At 64.7% G+C, this 16,590-nt stretch carries 11 protein-coding genes and 1 pseudogene; 6 read left to right on the top strand and 6 right to left on the bottom strand.

The window, feature by feature from the left end; genetic code table 11:
* Positions 1-232 (top strand): annotated as a pseudogene (locus tag AUR65_RS20380) (putative 2-aminoethylphosphonate ABC transporter ATP-binding protein); the annotation flags it as partial.
* Here AUR65_RS20380 and AUR65_RS16890 read toward each other — a convergent pair.
* Complete coding sequence (locus tag AUR65_RS16890; protein WP_269844100.1) at positions 154-1,467, bottom strand: DUF6498-containing protein; 1,314 nt, start codon at positions 1,465-1,467, stop codon at positions 154-156. The pseudogene AUR65_RS20380 and the gene AUR65_RS16890 sit on opposite strands and share 79 nt — an antisense overlap.
* A gap of 122 nt (positions 1,468-1,589) precedes the next feature.
* On the opposite strand from AUR65_RS16890, the gene AUR65_RS16895 reads away from it, so the two are divergent.
* Together AUR65_RS16895 and AUR65_RS16900 are read left to right on the top strand one after the other, a co-directional pair.
* Entirely contained in the window at positions 1,590-1,937 is a 348-nt protein-coding gene (locus tag AUR65_RS16895) for a hypothetical protein (protein WP_058568064.1), read from the top strand.
* Between the two features lie 73 nt (positions 1,938-2,010).
* Positions 2,011-3,435, top strand: coding sequence for a DUF6498-containing protein (locus AUR65_RS16900; RefSeq protein WP_058568147.1), 1,425 nt, complete (start codon positions 2,011-2,013; stop codon positions 3,433-3,435).
* Positions 3,436-3,544: 109 nt separating this feature from the next.
* Here the strand turns inward: AUR65_RS16900 and AUR65_RS16905 are convergent, their stop codons facing one another.
* The 3 genes from AUR65_RS16905 to AUR65_RS16915 form a co-directional block, all read right to left on the bottom strand.
* Positions 3,545-3,856: a DUF7521 family protein gene (locus AUR65_RS16905; protein WP_058568065.1), complete on the bottom strand. Its 312-nt coding sequence runs from the start codon at positions 3,854-3,856 to the stop codon at positions 3,545-3,547.
* Between the two features lies 1 nt (position 3,857).
* Entirely contained in the window at positions 3,858-4,229 is a 372-nt protein-coding gene (locus tag AUR65_RS16910; protein WP_058568066.1) for an ArsR/SmtB family transcription factor, read from the bottom strand.
* 361 nt (positions 4,230-4,590) lie between these two features.
* The gene (locus AUR65_RS16915; RefSeq protein WP_058568067.1) at positions 4,591-5,775 is read right to left on the bottom strand and encodes a LolA family protein; all 1,185 of its coding nucleotides are present in this window, start codon (positions 5,773-5,775) and stop codon (positions 4,591-4,593) included.
* Between the two features lie 178 nt (positions 5,776-5,953).
* Here AUR65_RS16915 and AUR65_RS16920 point away from each other — a divergent pair, with 178 nt between their 5' ends.
* From AUR65_RS16920 to AUR65_RS16930, 3 genes are all read left to right on the top strand, one after another.
* Entirely contained in the window at positions 5,954-7,519 is a 1,566-nt protein-coding gene (locus AUR65_RS16920) for a PAS domain-containing sensor histidine kinase (protein ID WP_058568068.1), read from the top strand.
* 734 nt (positions 7,520-8,253) lie between these two features.
* Complete coding sequence (locus tag AUR65_RS16925; RefSeq protein WP_058568069.1) at positions 8,254-11,118, top strand: bacterio-opsin activator domain-containing protein; 2,865 nt, start codon at positions 8,254-8,256, stop codon at positions 11,116-11,118.
* A gap of 116 nt (positions 11,119-11,234) precedes the next feature.
* Positions 11,235-11,378 (top strand): rubrerythrin-like domain-containing protein, encoded by a 144-nt coding sequence (locus tag AUR65_RS16930; RefSeq protein WP_103429269.1) that lies wholly within the window; start codon positions 11,235-11,237, stop codon positions 11,376-11,378.
* 362 nt (positions 11,379-11,740) lie between these two features.
* Here the strand turns inward: AUR65_RS16930 and fdhF are convergent, their stop codons facing one another.
* Together fdhF and AUR65_RS16940 are read right to left on the bottom strand one after the other, a co-directional pair.
* A complete protein-coding gene (gene fdhF / locus AUR65_RS16935) occupies positions 11,741-15,067 on the bottom strand; it encodes a formate dehydrogenase subunit alpha (protein WP_058568070.1) in 3,327 nt (1,108 codons plus the stop codon).
* Positions 15,064-16,581 (bottom strand): NADH-ubiquinone oxidoreductase-F iron-sulfur binding region domain-containing protein, encoded by a 1,518-nt coding sequence (locus AUR65_RS16940; RefSeq protein WP_058568071.1) that lies wholly within the window; start codon positions 16,579-16,581, stop codon positions 15,064-15,066. Before AUR65_RS16940 ends, fdhF begins: the two co-directional genes overlap by 4 nt.
* Positions 16,582-16,590 lie beyond the last annotated feature (9 nt).

The raw sequence follows: 16,590 nt of genomic DNA on the forward strand, positions 1-16,590 counted from the left end.
GCGCCTGCGGACCGAAATCGGCGCGCTCCTCGCGGAGTTGGACGTCACCGGTCTCTACGTCACCCACGACCAAGAGGAGGCGATGGTGATGTGCGACCGCGTCGCGGTACTGAACGAGGGTCGCGTCGAACAGGTCGGCACGCCCCGCGAAATCTACGAATCGCCGGCAAACGAGTTCGTCTCGGAGTTCGTCGCGCTCGACGCGCCCGACCTCCCGTTCGTCAGCTGGTGATTCGACTGCAGCGGCGCGATTTCGACGGCGTCCGACGGGAGGTGCGGCAGTCGGTACACACGGTCATCGCGTTCGAGTCGGAGCGTCTCGGTTCCGAACAGGCGGTCGGTGGCGCTCCGGACGCACTCTAGTTCGGCCCGCGACTCAGAGGCGAGTCGCCACTGCGGCCCGAACAGTCGGTCGTAGCCGACGACTCGCCCGGGGCCGGCGTCCTCGGCGTCCTTGTCATCCTCGTCCTCGACGCGGTACTCCATCGCCAGATACCGGAACGACCAGTCGAAGACGCCCAGCGCGGTGAACCCTCCAGCGACGACCACCGCTCCCCCGAGCAGTTCGACCGCGACGCCGGGGGTCGTCGCGGTGCTGAGTAGGCCAATCAGCATCAGCGCCCCACCCACTACGAGCGAGAGCGGAGAGCGAAGCCCGCGGACGACCCCGCCAACGACGACCGCCGACGGCCTCGGACGGATGATTTCAGACCCGTCCCGCGAACTCTCGATTCGCTCCCACTCGGGTGTGTTAGGAGCGAATCCGAGTTCGACCGATGTGCGCTCGTCGAACGCCTCCAGTCGGTCGCGGTAGACGTCGACGATGTCGGCGAGCAGTTTCACCGCGAGAACGAACGCCAACACGAACGGCGGCGGGGCACCCGCGATGACGAACCCCCCGCCGATGAGGAGCGCCGAGCCGGTCCCGGCCATCGACGTGAGCGCCGACCGAAGCGGCTGCTGCGGTGGGACCGAGGCGTAGGTTCCTCCGAGCAAGTACCGACCCACGTCGACGGATCGCCCGAAGATGACGGCGAGCACACCCAAGCCGACAGAGAGCGATTCGGCGTCGGTCATCGCCGTGCCCGTGGTCTCCCCCACGCCGCCGACACCGATTGCGCCAAAGAGCGCCCAGCCTACGCTGCCGACGGTGAGCGCCATCAGGATGGCGGGGAGGTTCGCGATCTGAATCGACAACGGCAGGACGGGGAGAGTGATGCGCCCGCGCTTCTCCGACAGGGCACCGAACACGAGCCACGAGAAGCCGTTCGCGTTGTAAGTCGGCTTACCCTCCGCGAACAGCGCCTTCACCGCGGCACCGACGAGGCACGCGCCGAGTTCGACCCAGTAGACCGCCAACAGCGCCACGAGCGACCAGTCGAGCGCGAGCACGCCGACGAGCGGGACGGCGTTGACCGCCATCAACACCGCCACCTTCGCTCGTCGTCTCTCGCTGGGTGTGAGCATTGTTGATAGAGAGACATTTCGCTCGGGACAGTTAGGTAGTCTGACTCCCGTCGGGCGGTCGGAACCGCGCTTCCGCGACTGGAAACCAAGCGTTGATACTGTCAGCGAACTATCCAGAACGCGTGCGTTCCTCGCTTCGATATCTCGTCTCGCTCGTCGTCGGCTTCGTCGTCGCCGGTGTGGCCGTCTCGGTCGCCAACACGCCGGGGTTCCTTCCCGTAGCAATCGCTCCACTGTACGCGGCGACCACCTCGCTCGTCCTCCGCCACCGCGACGGGTGGAAGCGACTCTTCCGATTCGGAAACCAACGCTGGAGCGACCGAAAGCGGGGGGCGCTCGGGGGCGGTATCGCAGCACTCAGTTTCTCGCTGTTACTCAACGTCTCGATTGCGGTCGGTCTCGTCGGAATCGGGCTGATGTTCTTCGGTCAGGCGCTCACGGTCGCCGACTACGAATCGCTCCCCGAATAGTCGCGCGCCGTCGGGGCGATTCGAGAGCGATTTCCATCAGCTATATGACTGGATGTGCGAAACGACGCACTCGATGTCCCCTCCACGGTACGGCGACGTTCCGACTTCGTCTCTCCCCGCCGGCATCGGATTCCTCCCGGTGCTTTCGGCGAATCTCCTTCCCCTCGCCGGCGTGCTGTGGTTCGGCTGGAACCCCGGAACGCTCCTCGCGGTCTACGTCCTCGAACTGCTGTTGCTGTTCCCGCTTTCGGGCGTGAAAGCGCTGTTCGCCGGTCGGCCGCCGACCTCGTCCCGCAAGGGCGGCGTCTTCAGCCTGTCCGAAAGTGACCTCGTGGGCAAGCGCGGAAGCGTCAGTATCCACGACCGACTCCCGCCGGTGTATCCGCGCAACGTCCCCTTCGCGACGGCCGTCGTCGTCGGCGGCGCGTGGGTCGGCGTCTTCCTCCTCGCGCCGCTCTCGGAGGTCGTCTCGGTGCTCGACGTGCTCGCCCGTCCGGAGGCGGTCGTCAGCGTCGCCGCGCTCGTCGTCGGCCAAATCGGCGAGACGGCGTCGACGTTCCTCCGGCGCAACCGATACGCGGAGCGCTCGCCGTACGCCCTCGTCGAGATTCCCGCCCGGCAGGCGATGTTCCTCGCGTGTTTCCTGTTCGTCGTCATCCTCGGCGGCGCGACGGTCGCCCTCGCGGGGTTCGTGTTCGTGAAACTGCTCTTCGAGTGGTCTGGGTTCCACGCGGAGCAGGGCGGCGGCCGGCTCACTAGTTGGCTCTCCGGTCCCGACAGCGACGCGACCCGCGACGAAATCGACGTTCCCGACGGCCACCCATCGGCCGCAATCGACGCGGACCGTCGCGCAGTCGTCGCGGCCGCGGTCTGGCGCGCGGTCACCACGACGGGGCCGTTCTACGTCACCATGGCCGCGATGGTCTGGATCGGTGGAACCGCCTTCGTCGCCGAGGAGGCCTCGCTCGCAGTCTGGGTCGGGTTCGGCGTGTTCGGACTCGCCCTCCTCGCGTTCATGCTCGCCGGCGACGTGGTCGAGGACACGCTCGCGAGCGGGTGGCTGACCTACCGCCAGTTCGGCGGCCGACTCGTCGCTCACGACCGCTTGACCGGCGAACCGCAGTGGGTGGCGACGGTCGGCGACCTCCGTGACGCCGAGGTCGTGGCGACCCGTCCCACCGACCGCTACCTCGGAACTCGGGGTATCGCGGCGACGGTCGGTTGGGGCGACGACGAGACAGAGCGCACGCTCGGGCCGGTCGCAGACGCCGAGGGATTCGTCGAGAGGTTCGACCTGCCGATCGAGTCGACGACTCTTTCGCCGCTAGACCGACGCTTCGTCGGGGGCGCCGTCGCTTCGGTCGTCCTCACGGCGGTCGGCGTCGTCACCGTGGTGCTCACCCCGCTCGGCCCGTCCACGAGTTGGCTCCTCGCGTTGTTCCTGTTCCCGGTTTTCGCCATCGCTCCCAAGGGGTTCTGGAAGCTCGCGCACTCGTGAGGTGAGACGAACAGAGCGGTTTGTGACGAACGAAAACGTGAGCAGAAGAAGGCGCGTGAGGAAACGAGTAGCGCCACGACGAGGCCGCCTGCGACGACCCGCGGACGGACTACCCTCGCGAATGTAACGAGTAGGCGATGAGTACGACGCCACAGAACTGAAACAGCCGCGTGACGAGCGTGAGCGGCTGTTGGTACTGGAGGCCGAGGTAGCCCTGCCGGAGGAGCACCGAGCCGACGAAGGCGACGCCGAACGCGAGGGCGGTGAGGAGGAACAGGCCCGCGGAGAGCGCCCGCATCGCCCGGCTGTCGTGACGGCGGTAGCCGCGATAGGCCTGATAGCCGACGTAGCTCCCGACGAGCGTCGACCCGAGGGCGAGCGCGACGATGAGCCAATCGAGGACGGCCGACAGCGTCGCCATCTCAGAGGTCCTCCCACATCCGCTTGAATCGGTCGGCGGTGTCGGTTTCCTCCTCGCCGGGGAACGACTCGTCGTCGGTGCGCGTCAGGGACGACTCGAACGACCCGTCGTCTAGTGCCACAGAGAACTCGGAGAGCGTGGCAGTGTAGACGCTGTAGTGGTTGTTGCTGGTTCGAATCTCGGTCTGCTCGTCGAGGAGTCCGTACGCTTGTAATCGTTCCACCCGGCGGTAGACCGTCGGTTTGGACATCTCACACTCGTCGGCAAGCTCTTGTGCGGACATTGGTTTGGTACTCGTCGCTGCGAGGATGTCCCGGGCGTACTCGTCGCTGAGGAGGTCGAGAATATCTCCCAGCGCCGGTTCCTCACTCACGGTGGTCGAATGACTGCTCGTCGGATTAATAGGCCCACGGGTTTCCACCCCCGCTGGTCGCGGCGACCGACTCTGGACGGGCGGACGGTGGGGCTGTCGGGATAGCACGGTGGTGCGAGGTAATGTGGCGATACTGCGGGATAGTACGGCGATATTTCGGGACAGTACGGCGATGCTGTGGAGGGGCTGCTGCGTCAGCGATGACCGCGATGGGTGCCGGAGTGCTGTCAGAGGGCACAGTACGGTACTGCTCGGGAGGGCAGTACGGTGTCGGTTCGGCGGGGCCCATCGCAGTTCAACCGATGCGCCGGTAGATAATATAAAAAGGGGGCCAGTTTCTGACCCAGAAACTCGCGCGATTTCAGGCGGGACAGCCGACCGAGCGACCGACTTCGACGAGACGGTCCGTTTCGACGCCAGTCCCGCGGACAGTGTAGCCGTAGCCGTCGCAGTTCCACGACACCGAGGTGGTCGGTCCGTAGTCGATAGTCGCCGGCCGGCCTCCCACCGTCGTGTCGCGCTCGTCGGCGTCGATGTCGAGGGTGTAGTTGAACTTCGCCACCGTGAGTTCGCGGCCGCCGGCGGCGTACCGAAGACCCACCCCGTCGATGCGGCCGGTGGTCCGCGTGGCGTAGACCAGTTCGTACGCGGGCGGGACCGTCGGTTCGGGGACCGAAATCGAACTCCGCGCTTCCAAGTCGACCCTGCTTCGGAACCACTCGGTGCTCGGCGTGTTCGGTCGCTCGACGGTCGTGTTAGCGTCTATCTCCGGGCGGAACGCGTCCGCCGACACGGCCGCGTCGAACGTCACGTTCGTGTACGTCGTCGTCACCGACCGTCGGGTCCCGTCAGCCGTCCACGCCGTCTGTTTGCGAAGCGGGTAGAACCGCTCGCTGTCGAGCCACAGTCGCTGGTGGTAGCCCGCCTCGCTCCGGTTCGTCTCGGGCGCGATGTCGATAACGTACGCCTCGCGTCCGCCGACAGTGTCGGTCCCGACGAGCTCGACCGCGTAGCTACGGTTCGCGTCCGCACCCGGCACGACACCGGCGTGGCGCGGCACGACGGGGAGCGGCGACACGCCGATTGACTGCGGGCGACCGTCGCCGTCGGTCAACCCCGCGGCTGCGACGAGCAGTTGGAGCCGCTCCGCCGTCCGCGACTCGGTCGGCGGCCCCGTCAGTTCGATGACGGTCACGGCGTCCCGGTCGGTGTCGTGAAGCCAGAGCGTCGAGCCGTTCGAGACTTGTCTGTCGTACTGTCGTTTCCCCGCGTCCCGGAAGCGCACGCGCTTTCGCTCCGTCTCGGGGACGAGCGTTACGTCGGCGACGGTCCGAGACGCGACCGTGTCGTTGGCTCGAATCTCGACCGTCTGCGTTCCGGTGAGCGTGTCGATGCCGCGGTAGCGCTCGGTCACGTTCGCGTCGACGGAGGGGTCCACATCGCCTATCGCGCCCCCCGTTGTCCAGAGGACCGCGGAGAGCGCGACGGCGACGAGCACGAACGTGGCGAGCGTGCGTCGGTTGAGTCGGAGTGGAGGGCGAGTCATACTGAGAGCACTCTGCCGAGGAGTTCGACTGCGTGTCGGTGAGCCGGCGGCTAAATACTTCTGGACGACCGGCCGCACCGAACGCCCATCGGACCGATGGCTTACCCTTTGTGCGCTCGCCGTACACCTCTCGAATCGCCGGGTAGTTTAAGCTCGTGTGGATGGTAAACAATCAATAATGTCAAGAAAGCTGAGGGAGTTGTTCGAACACATCGAATCCGACCTCATTCTTCGAGAGTTCTTTCAGGAGGTGACCGAGTACGCGATATTTCTCCTCGACGCGGACGGGCACGTGGCGACGTGGAACGAGGGCGCGAGACGGATAAAGGGCTACGAACGGGACGAGATTATCGGCCGCCATCTGTCCGTCTTTTATCCTACTGACGGAGAAGGGACGTCCCCCGAAACGGTGCTCTCAGTCGCCGAGTCCGAGGGGAGCTACGAAGAAAAAGGGTGGCGCGTCCGGAAAGACGGGTCGCACATCCTCGCACACGTGACCGTCCGGGCGCTGAACAACGACGAGGGGGAACTCAGGGGCTTCACGAAAATCGTCCGGGACATTACGGAGACCTACGAGTACCGACAGGAGTTAGAACGGAATCGAGACCGACTCGAACGCACCGAGCAACTGGCCGATATCGGCGGGTGGGAAGTCGACTACGAGACCGACGAGCTACAGCTAACCGATGGAACCAAGCGACTGGTGGATATCCCGCCCGATACGGAACTGACGCTCGACGAACTGCGGAACTTCTTCCACGAAGACGACCGGACGGTCATCGACGAGGCTATCGAGGGCGCGCGAACCGACGGCGAACCGTTCGATATCGAGATGCGAGTGATAACGGCAACGGGTCGAACGCGGTGGGTCCAAGTTCGCGGCGAGCCGACGGGCGACCGGACGAACGTCCGCGGCGCGGTGCGCGATATCTCGGACAGAAAAGAGCGCGAAGAGCGGCTCACGGTGCTGAATCGGGTGCTTCGCCACAACCTTCGGAACAACCTCAACATCGTCAGCGGCTACGCGCGGGAGCTCCGCCGGGACCTCGACGCAGTCGATATCTCGTCGCTGGGCGACGACGACTACAGGCGGTTGCACGAGACGCTGGAGAACCTCAGCGAGACGACCAAGGGCATCGACGCGGAACTGCGGACGCTCGACAAGTTGGTCGACGCGGCGAGTCAGTTCTCGGAGGAGGCGATGGTGTCGAAGACGAACCGAATCATCGAGAACGCCGACGGCCTCATGTCGACCGGCGAAAAGGCCCGTCGGTTCGAGAACGTCGTCAAGGAGAGCACTGACAGGCGTCCAGTCCGCGTCGAGGACGTGTTCGCCGACCTCAAACGGACCTACGAGCAGAAATATCCCGAGGTGGAGATTCGACTCGAACTGGACGAACGGACTGTACTCGCGAGCACGCACTCGCTGTACCTCGCGCTCGACGAACTCGTACAGAACGCCATCGTCCACAACGACGAGGACCGCCCCGTCGTCGCGGTCTGGTCGCGACGCCTCTCAGGAGAGCGAGTCGCAATCGCGGTCGAGGACAACGGTCCCGGTATCCCACAGACCGAACGGGAGATTCTGAAACGCGGGAAAGAGACACCCCTAACGCATGGGAGCGGGATGGGGCTGTGGACCGTCCACTGGTTCGTCACGCAGTTCGACGGCGAGGTGTCTATCTCGGACCGCGCTGAGGGCGGGTCAACGGTCGAACTCAGACTCCCCGCGCTGGAGAACTGAGGTGGCTATTGGACATTAATTGGGCCATCTGAGTAGTTTAGACTTTTCAGATAATCTAGATTATTTGAATTCCCCTAATACTGGAAGTTCGTCAGGGAACTCACAGTATCCCGGCAATGCAGACATTACGAAGCTAGCCGTCGAGGAACGCGAGCCGGAACAGTACCATACTTCGGGATATCCAGATTATTTGGATTACTAACTGGACCTGACTCGACCTCGAAGCGGGCCGGAAGCGACTAATCCCGCTCATACGCGACGGAGAGAGCGGTCAGAGAAACACGGTAGTACTGAGAACTCTAGTTAGTCGAAGAACCACCGTTATCGAGGCTATCCACGTAGCTTCCGTTATCCACACATGCGCCTAATCTGAGCCATGCGGGCCGTTCTGATTTTCGTAGTTATCTGAATAATCTGCGACTCGTGCAGAACCTCCATGAGTTCGATACCGTGTGGAGGTGACGACAGGTGAACCGTTTAGATTATCTGAGATATGTGGGTTATCTAGAATATATACATAGTTTGGGCCGCCTGATTACTCCGCGCAATTCACAGGAGGAAGCAACCGCGGACAACCTACGTGGCTGGAAGAACTCACGTTTCCTGAGAAATCCGGAACCTCCAACACACTTGTATTATCTGGGAAACCCAGATTATTCAAATTTCTTGAGCTATTGCTAGCTGCAACGGTAAGATAGCGAACGCCTTTGTCAACGGGGGGTTGGGTTCTATCCATGTCCGATGTCCCCGATTCTGGCAGCGTGCTGGTCGTCAGCGAGAGCGACTGGGCGACGCGGTTCGCTGAGGGACTCGATTCACGACCGGGAGTCACCGTGCTGGAAGCCGAGACGAAGGCAGCGGCACTCCGCGCAGTCGAAGCGGACGAGGTCGACTGTGTCGTGGCCGACGCCGACCTCGCGGACGCGACCGCCGTCGACCTCCTCACGGACGTTCGCTCAACGGTCGCAACTCTTCCCGTCGTCATCGCCGCAGACGGTGGGAGCGACGTTCTCGCGAGCGAGGTCCTCGGCGCGGGCGCGACTGACTACGTCGCGCTTGACGCCGACTCGCCGGACGTCGAAACACTCCTCGCGCGGACCGGTCGTGCGCTCCGGTCGGCGCGACAGGACGCCAACGAGCGTGAACGCGCCAGGCAGTTCGACGCGATGTTCGACGACGAACGGACGGCGACGTGGGTACTCGATGGCGAGGGGTCGCTAACTCGGGCGAACCGGACGGCGCGCGAACTCCTCGACGCACCTGTCGACCCACTCGTCGGTGAGGCCTTCTGGTCACTCCCGTGGTGGACGGGGGGAGACGGCCCGACGAGCGACGACGTGCAACAGCTCATCGAGGACGCGCTCGAAGGAACGGCCGGGAACGCGGTCGTCCCACAGCCATCGGTGGCCGGAAAACGACGAATCGTCGAGCTATCGGTTCGCCCCGTGACCGACGAGCGCGGGGAAGTCGCGTCGGTCGTGGTCGAAGGTATCGACATCACAGCGCGGGTGTCACTCGAACGAGACCTCCGGCGTTCCGAGGAACTCCACCGCGTCACGCTCAACAACATGACCGATACGGTCCTCATCACCGACGAGGAAGGGGCCTACACCTACGTCTGTCCGAACGTCCACTTCATCTTCGGCTACACCGCAGACGAGTTGCGTGAACGGGTCCCTATCGGCGAACTGCTGGGGGATGACCTCTTCGACCGCGACGAGCTCGCGGAGCGCGGCGTCCTGAAAAACATCGAGAGCACGGTGACCGACAAAGCCGGCCGCGAGCACACCCTCCTCGTCAACGTCCGCGAGGTCTCGATTCGGGACGGGACGTTGCTTTTCAGTTGCCGCGACATCACGAAGCGCAAGCAGCGCGAGGACGCGCTGACGACGCTTCACGAGACGGCTCGCGAGTTCCTCTACACCGGGACTCACCGACAAATCGCCCAGCGCGTCGTCGACGACGCGCCCAGCGTGCTCGCGCTCAATGCGAGCGCCGTCTATCTCTTCGACACCGACGCCAACGTGCTCAGACCGGCGGCGTACTCGCCGGCGATGCGCGAGGCCCACGGGCCACTCCCGACAGTTCCCGCGGACGGGGAGACGCTCCCGAGTCACAGTTTCGTCGAGAACAGGCCGCTGTACTTCGATGACGTGCACGAGTCCGACCGGTTGGAGAACGCCGTGACTGGCCTCCGGAGCGTCGCGTACGTCCCACTCGGCGACCACGGAGTGTTCGTCGCTGGCTCGACCGAAGTCGGCGCCTTCGACGCGGTGGCGCGGGAACTGACCGACCTGCTCGCGGTGACTGCCGAGGCGGCGCTTGACCGCGTCACGCGCGAATCTCGGCTCCGCGAACAGGACCGAACGCTCCAGCGACAGAACGACCGGCTCACCGAGCTAAACCAAATCAACGAGACCATCCGCGAAATCGACCAAGCGCTCGTCGGCGCCCAGACGCGAGAGGAGATAGACTACACCGTCTGCGAGCTACTGACCGCCGTCGACCGGTTTGCGTTTGCGTGGGTCGGTTCCGTCGACCCTATCAGCGAAACCGTTGAGCCCCGCGCGTGGGCCGGTGACGAACAGGGCTATCTCGACAGCACTACGTTCGAAATTGCGGCGTCATCGGTCGACCCGGCAGGACGCACGGCGGCGACCGGAGAGGTGACTACCGTTCCCAACGTCGCGTCCGGTTTCCGGGACGAGCCCTGGCGAAAGGGCGCGCTCACCCGAGACTACCTGTCGGTACTCAGCATCCCGCTCGTCTATAACGACCTCTCGCACGGCGTGTTGACGGTGTACGCGACGACCCACGACGCCTTCGACGAGACGGCAACCGCTGTCTTGGCCGAACTCGGCGAGACCATCGCGTCGGCGCTGAGCGCCCTCGAACGGAAGAACGCACTGCTCACCACGGCCGTCACCCGCGTCGGGTTCGTTGTCGACGACCCCACGTTCGTCCTCTCGCGGCTCGCCCGCGACGCGGAGTGCACGCTCACTTACCAAGGAGGAGTCCAGCAGTCCGCCGAAGGGAACTACGTGTTCGTCACCGTCGAAGATGGGGCAGTCGAATCCGTCGCGGCCGCGGCCGACGAACTGGTCGCTGTCGCCGACGTGCGACGGATAAGCACCGACGGGGACGCCGGCGTCCTGCGTCTCCGCTTGACGCAGCCGTTTATCGCACCGGAGCTTGCGGACCACGGTGCCGTCCTCGCCGAGGTTCGGGCGACCCCCGAGGAGACGACGCTCGTCGTCGACGTCCCCGAGAGTATCGACGTTCGAAACGTCACGCACCTCGTCGACGAAGCGTTCGCCGGCGTCGAACTCCGGACCAAACAGACGCTCGACCAATCGACCGAGCGCGACCTCTTCTCGCGGTTCCTCGACAAGCTGACAGAGCGGCAGCTCGAGGTGCTCCAGACGGCCTACTACAGCGGCTACTTCGAATCGCCACGGGAGAACACGGGCGAGGAGGTCGCCGCGACGCTCGGCATCTCCCCGCCGGCGTTCTACAAACACGTGCGGACCGTCCAGCGGAAACTGTTCGCGACGCTGTTCGACGAGCACTCCGGTTCCGTCTCCGGACGGGCTGTGTAGGTTCGTTATCTAGCTAAAACTCTCTCGATTGGTTTGGTAGTTAACCACCTCATATTCCCTTGTACACCTATTACGCATCGGTAGAGCGTCTGGGACACGACCGGCGCTCGGGAACCATGAGAGATGTTGAACCCACCCCCGACGAGAAAGGAACGTACGAATGCTTCGAGTGTGGCGGTATCGTCCTCACTGAACACAACCCGCTGCGCTGTCCGGACTGCGGTGGGGCGATGCGCAACCGGCAGACCGCGATTGAGTAATCGACGGCTCGAAAGCCTCGCCTCACTCAGCGGTGGTCGACCGTCGGCGCAGGCAAGCTATCACTGTCTCGCTAGATTATACAGATTATCTAAATTATTCAAATAATCCAAATTATCTAGATTCTTTGATATCGCCCTCCAGTCTTGTCTAGTTTGCGCAAGTAATAGCAGGTCACAGAGAGACAAGGAGGAAGTCCACGGCTTTAGCCGTGGGAGGAATCCGACGCGCGGTATGGCCGTTTCGAGTCACTCACGGGAAGAAACGCTGCAGGCACGGAACCGGTCGCCATAGCGTCAGCTTCAGCAGAAGTCAGTACACGAGACGTTGAGAAGGAGACAACAAAACGAAACGACCGCGGCCGTCAGTCGTTGCCGTGTGCGGCGCTCCCAGCGCCTGCGTCCGGAGTCCGCAGCACGTCCGGGTCTGCGTCAGGTCCGAGCGGTTCGACGCGCACGCTCGATACCTTGAACTCCGGAATGCCGGCCTGTGGGTCGAAGGTCTCCTGCGTGAGTTTGTTGACCGCACCGGCCGCGAAGTGCATCGGGATAAACAACGTCCCGTCGCCGACGCGGTCGGTCACCTCCGCTTTGACGACGATGTCGCCACGGCGGGATTCGACCCTGACGTACTCGCCGTCCGAAACGCCGAGTTCCGCGGCGGTCGTCGGATTGATTTCGATGAAACTCTCGCCGACGTGGCTCATGAGACCCTCGACGCGTCGGGTAATCTGTCCGGTGTGCCAGTGGTAGAGGACCCGCCCGGACGTGAGTGTGAAGGGGTACTCCTCGTCGGGGAGTTCGCCGGGGTGGCCGCCGTCCGCCGGCACGAAGCGGGCCAAGCCGTCGTCGAAGTTGAAGTTCCCTTCCTCGTAGTCGTAGAGATACGGTGTTCCGGGGTGGTCTTCGTCCCAGCACGGCCACTGAAGTCCGTGCTCGTCGCCCGAGTCGAGTCGCTCGTAGCTGACGCCGCCGTAGATGGGCGTCAGGTCGCTAATCTCGTCCATGACTTCCCGCGGGTGGTCGTAGCCCCAGTCGTAGCCCAGTCTGGCTGCCAGTTCCTGCGTAATCTCCCAGTCCTGGCGCGCCTTTCCGGGCGGTTCCGCGGACGCCCGAACCCGCTGTATCCGGCGCTCGGTGTTGGTGAACGTGCCGTGTTTCTCCGGCGAGGTCGCCGCCGGCAGCACCACGTCCGCGTGCTCTGCGGTCTCCGTCATGAAGATGTCCTGTACGACGAGGAAGTCCAAGCTATCGAGCGCCTCGCCGGCGTGCTGGATATCGGGTTCCGAGAGCGCGGGGTTCTCCCCGACGATATACATCCCGCGGAGATTGCCCTCGTGGGCCTCCGAAAGCATCTCCGGCACTTTGAGGCCGGGTTCGTCCGGCGGGCGCTCGCCCCACGCCTCGGCGAACTTCTCGCCGACCTCGTCGTCGGCCGGGTCCTGATACCCGGGGAGACTGCCGGGCAGAGTTCCCATGTCGCCGCCGCCGCCCTGCACGTTGTTCTGGCCGCGGAAGGGCGACAGTCCGGCACCCGGTTTCCCGACCTGCCCGAGGGTGAGCGCGAGGTCGGCCATCGCGAGGAGGTTTTCCGTCCCGTGGCTGGATTGGGTCATGCCCATCGCCCAGCCGAAGACGACGTTTTCGGCGTCTGCGAGCGTCTCGGCGGCCGACTGCAGTTCGTCGGGTGAGACGCCGGCCAGTTCCTCGACTTTCTCGGGGGTGAACGCCTGGACGTTCCGTTTGACCTCCGCGAACCCTTTCGTATTCCGTTCGATGAATTCCTCGTCGTGCAGGTCGTGCTCGGTGAGATATCGGATGAGTCCGTTGAGCCACGCCACGTCGTAGCCGGGCGTCGTTCTCGTGTACTGGTCGGCGTGTTCGGCGATGCCGATTTTCCGGGGGTCGAACACCACGAGGTCGGCCCCGTCGCGGACGTTCTGCTTGATGCGAGTCGCCAACACCGGATGCGACTCGGTCGTGTTCGACCCGCTGATGAGGTAGGCGTCGGCCTCGCCGATGTCCTCGTTGATGCGGTTCGTCATCGCACCGTAGCCGAGCGTCTGTTGGAGCGCCGCCACCGTCGACGAGTGACAGAGCCGGGCGCAGTTGTCGATGTTCTTCGTGCCGAGCACCTGCCGCGCGAACTTCTGGATGAGGTACGCCTCCTCGTTGCTCCCCTTCGACGACGCGAGGCAACTGACCGCGTCGACGCCGTGTTCGTCCTGAACCTCGCGGAGTTCGCCGGTGACGTAGTCGAGCGCCTCGTCCCACGACGCCGTCTCGAACTCGCCGTTCTCGTTTCGAATCAGTGGCCTCGTGAGCCGCTTCTTGCTGTTGGCAAAGTCGTGTCCGAACTTCCCCTTCACGCACGTCGAGAAGTTGTTGGCCGGGGCGTTGTCCGGGTCGTCGACGGGTTGGACGCCGAGGGCGTTGCCGTCTTTACCCCACATCTCGAACCGGCAGCCGACCGCACAGAACCCGCACGTCGTCTCCGCTTTGTCGATTTTCCCCAGTCGGTAGTCGCTGACGAGCGACGCGATGTCGAATAGTCGACCCTCCGGCAGCGTCTGCGCCGCGATGTTCTCGGCGGTGTGTTCGCCCGCGAGCATGGCCTTCCGACCGTACTCCCCGAGGAAATCGGACGCTCGGCGTTTGCTCTGGGCCATGTATCGGGCGATGCCGCTTCGTCCTTCCTGTCCCGCCTCGGCTTCGCCGCCGGCGCTCCCCGCACTACCGGGTGCGGGCGAGCGGTTCGGTGCCGTCGTGTCGTCGAGGGTCTCTACCTCCTCGTGTTCGATGACGTTCCCGACTGAGTTTCGCTGCGTGAACCCCGGAAGCGGAAGCGTCCCCGCGCCACCGATGCCTTTCTCAGTCAGGGCACCGGTCGGACAGACCGTGGCACAGTGTCCGCAGGAGACGCAGTCGGAGTCGGCCATCGTCTCGGCGTCGGACTGGAAGCCGATGCGGGTGTCCTCTCCGGAGCCCTCGATGCGGAGAACTCCTTCGACCTGAACGTCGTTACAGCCCTCGACGCACCGATTACAGAGGATGCACTTGTTGCGGTCGATTTGGATGAACGAGGAACTGTCGTCGAGCGGTTCGTACTCGCTTCGCTCGTCGAAGACGCCGTAGCGCGGGTGGTCGACCCCCTCGTTGATGGCCGTCTCCTGGAGTTCACACCGCCCGTTCCCGTTACAGGTCGTACAGCGCAGATTGTGATTGGAGAGGACGAGGTCGAGGTTGACGCTCCGGGACTCCTCGGCGGCGGACGTGTCGGTCTCGACCGTCAGCCCGTCGGTGGCCGGGAACGAACAGGAGGGGACGACCCCATGTTCGTCGGTTTCGACCATGCAGGTTCGACACTCGCTCCGAGGGCCGATTTCGTCGCTCGCGTCGCCCTCGCGGTCGTAGTAACAGAGCGCCGGAACGTCGGCGTCTTCGTCGAGGCTGTCGGCGCCGGGGTCCACGCTCACGACCTCGTCGTCGACGGCTTGCATGGCGTCGATGACGGTCGACCCCGGTGGGACGGTGACCTGCGTTCCGTTGACGGTGACCGTCGTCGGGGTCTCGCCGTCGGTTCCGACGGGTGGGTCGTTCGCGGTCCCGGTCTCGAACTCCGCCGTGACCGGCGTCTCGTGCTGCGGGTCGTCTAGCTCCGGAACGCCCGGGAGTGGGTCGTCAGTACTCATAGTTTGTCAGAACAGGTTCCGCTCGGACAGCGGCCGTCGGCGTGTGCTTCGAAACTCGATTCGAACTCGTCTATCGCAGTCAGCACCGGACGCGGTGCATCGGCGCCAAGCTGGCAGTTACTCGACTGGGTCATGACCCGACCGAGTTCGCGTATCTTCTCCCGGTCGAACGAACCTCGGTAGACCGCTCGCAACAGTTCGGTGAGTTGGACGGTTCCCTCCCGTCCCGGCACGCACCGCCCGCTGTTGGCTTCCGAGGCAAAGCGCGCTCGCTCTCCGGCAGTCGCGACCGCACACCGCTCGTCGTTCAACAGTTCGACGACGCCTTCCGTTCCGAGGCCGGCCGCAGTCAGTCCGGCCGCAGTCGGTGTGACGTCCAACGTCCGGGAGAGGCCGCCGAAAACCCCGCCGACGCAGGCCATCTTGAACGACCCCTCCAGTTCGACGGCGTTCCGAACCGCCGAGAGGTGGGCGTCCGAGCCGACCTCTATCGTCGCGGGCGCGGTCACGTCGCCGGTGACAGTCAGCAGTCGCGTCGTCGATTCGGCGTCTCTATCGTTGCCCTCGGGGTCCGAGAGCGCGAGACGTATCTGGGCGAAGGTCCGCGGCGTGTGGATGACCGTCGGGCGACCGTACAGTCCGTACTCGGCCGGCGTCGGGGGCTGGAGACGGGGCTCGATTCTATCCGCACCCTCTATCGCTTCCAGCGCCGCCGTCGGTTCGCCGGCGCGGTACTCGTCCGGACCGGTGACGACTGCCGGCACGACCGGGAGTTCGTCCGCGGCGGCGTCGATAGCCTCCTGAAGATGTGCTTGCAGTTCGGTGTCGGTCTCGGCGACGTGGATGACCGCGTCAGTCGTCCCGAGGTACTCGGCGACGGCCGCCACTCCGTCGAGCACCGACATCGGCGACCCGGCAAGGAGTGTTCGGTCCGCGCGCTGGCGGTCGTCCGCGTCGTTCGCGTTCACGACGACGACCGGGTCGCCGTCGGTCTCTCGCGCGCGTCGCCAGACGTCCGCGGCCGGTTCGTCAGCGGCGGCGTCGCCTCTGCCTCGACCGACGAGTCCGGCATCCGCGATGGCGCCCGCGTCTCTCTCGAGCGAGTGAAACAGGTACGCTGTCGGGTCCAGCGGGTCGACCCACCCACAGGGGCCGAGGACGCTCCGCGTTCCCACCGCGAGCGGCCCGTGGGTCGGAACCGGGAGCGTCGTCGTCTCGGCGTCGTGTTCGACGACTGCCGCGGCACCGTCCGTCGGTAACTCCCCTTCTTCCATAGCGGTGACGAGGTCTCGGACCCTCGATGTCTCCGGGGCCGGGAAGAACGCTGTCCGCCCCGCGTCGGTCGCGAGAACCAACGGGTCGTACTCGCTGATTCCGGTGGGCCCCGTTCGAAGGACCGCGACGGAGTCGGCGGTACTGCGTGCGGCACTCAAGACACGCGCTCCGCGCTCCGTCCGTCCGGCTCCCGAGACCCGGAGTACCGGCGACCGGACTGCGTTTCCTGTGCGACTCATTCTCACAGA

Origin of the sequence: Haloferax marisrubri (assembly GCF_001469875.2) — an archaeon.
In the GTDB taxonomy this organism is placed as follows: Archaea; Halobacteriota; Halobacteria; order Halobacteriales; family Haloferacaceae; genus Haloferax; species Haloferax marisrubri.

What these genes read in the sequence shown, in the direction of transcription:
- AUR65_RS16890 (WP_269844100.1), bottom strand. Translation starts at nt 1,467, where the DNA reads ATGCTCACACCCAGCGAGAGACGACGAGCGAAGGTGGCGGTGTTGATG.
- AUR65_RS16900 (WP_058568147.1), top strand. Translation starts at nt 2,011, where the DNA reads ATGTCCCCTCCACGGTACGGCGACGTTCCGACTTCGTCTCTCCCCGCC.
- AUR65_RS16905 (WP_058568065.1), bottom strand. Translation starts at nt 3,856, where the DNA reads ATGGCGACGCTGTCGGCCGTCCTCGATTGGCTCATCGTCGCGCTCGCC.
- AUR65_RS16915 (WP_058568067.1), bottom strand. Translation starts at nt 5,775, where the DNA reads ATGACTCGCCCTCCACTCCGACTCAACCGACGCACGCTCGCCACGTTC.
- AUR65_RS16920 (WP_058568068.1), top strand. Translation starts at nt 5,954, where the DNA reads ATGTCAAGAAAGCTGAGGGAGTTGTTCGAACACATCGAATCCGACCTC.
- AUR65_RS16925 (WP_058568069.1), top strand. Translation starts at nt 8,254, where the DNA reads ATGTCCGATGTCCCCGATTCTGGCAGCGTGCTGGTCGTCAGCGAGAGC.
- AUR65_RS16930 (WP_103429269.1), top strand. Translation starts at nt 11,235, where the DNA reads ATGAGAGATGTTGAACCCACCCCCGACGAGAAAGGAACGTACGAATGC.
- fdhF (WP_058568070.1), bottom strand. Translation starts at nt 15,067, where the DNA reads ATGAGTACTGACGACCCACTCCCGGGCGTTCCGGAGCTAGACGACCCG.
- AUR65_RS16940 (WP_058568071.1), bottom strand. Translation starts at nt 16,581, where the DNA reads ATGAGTCGCACAGGAAACGCAGTCCGGTCGCCGGTACTCCGGGTCTCG.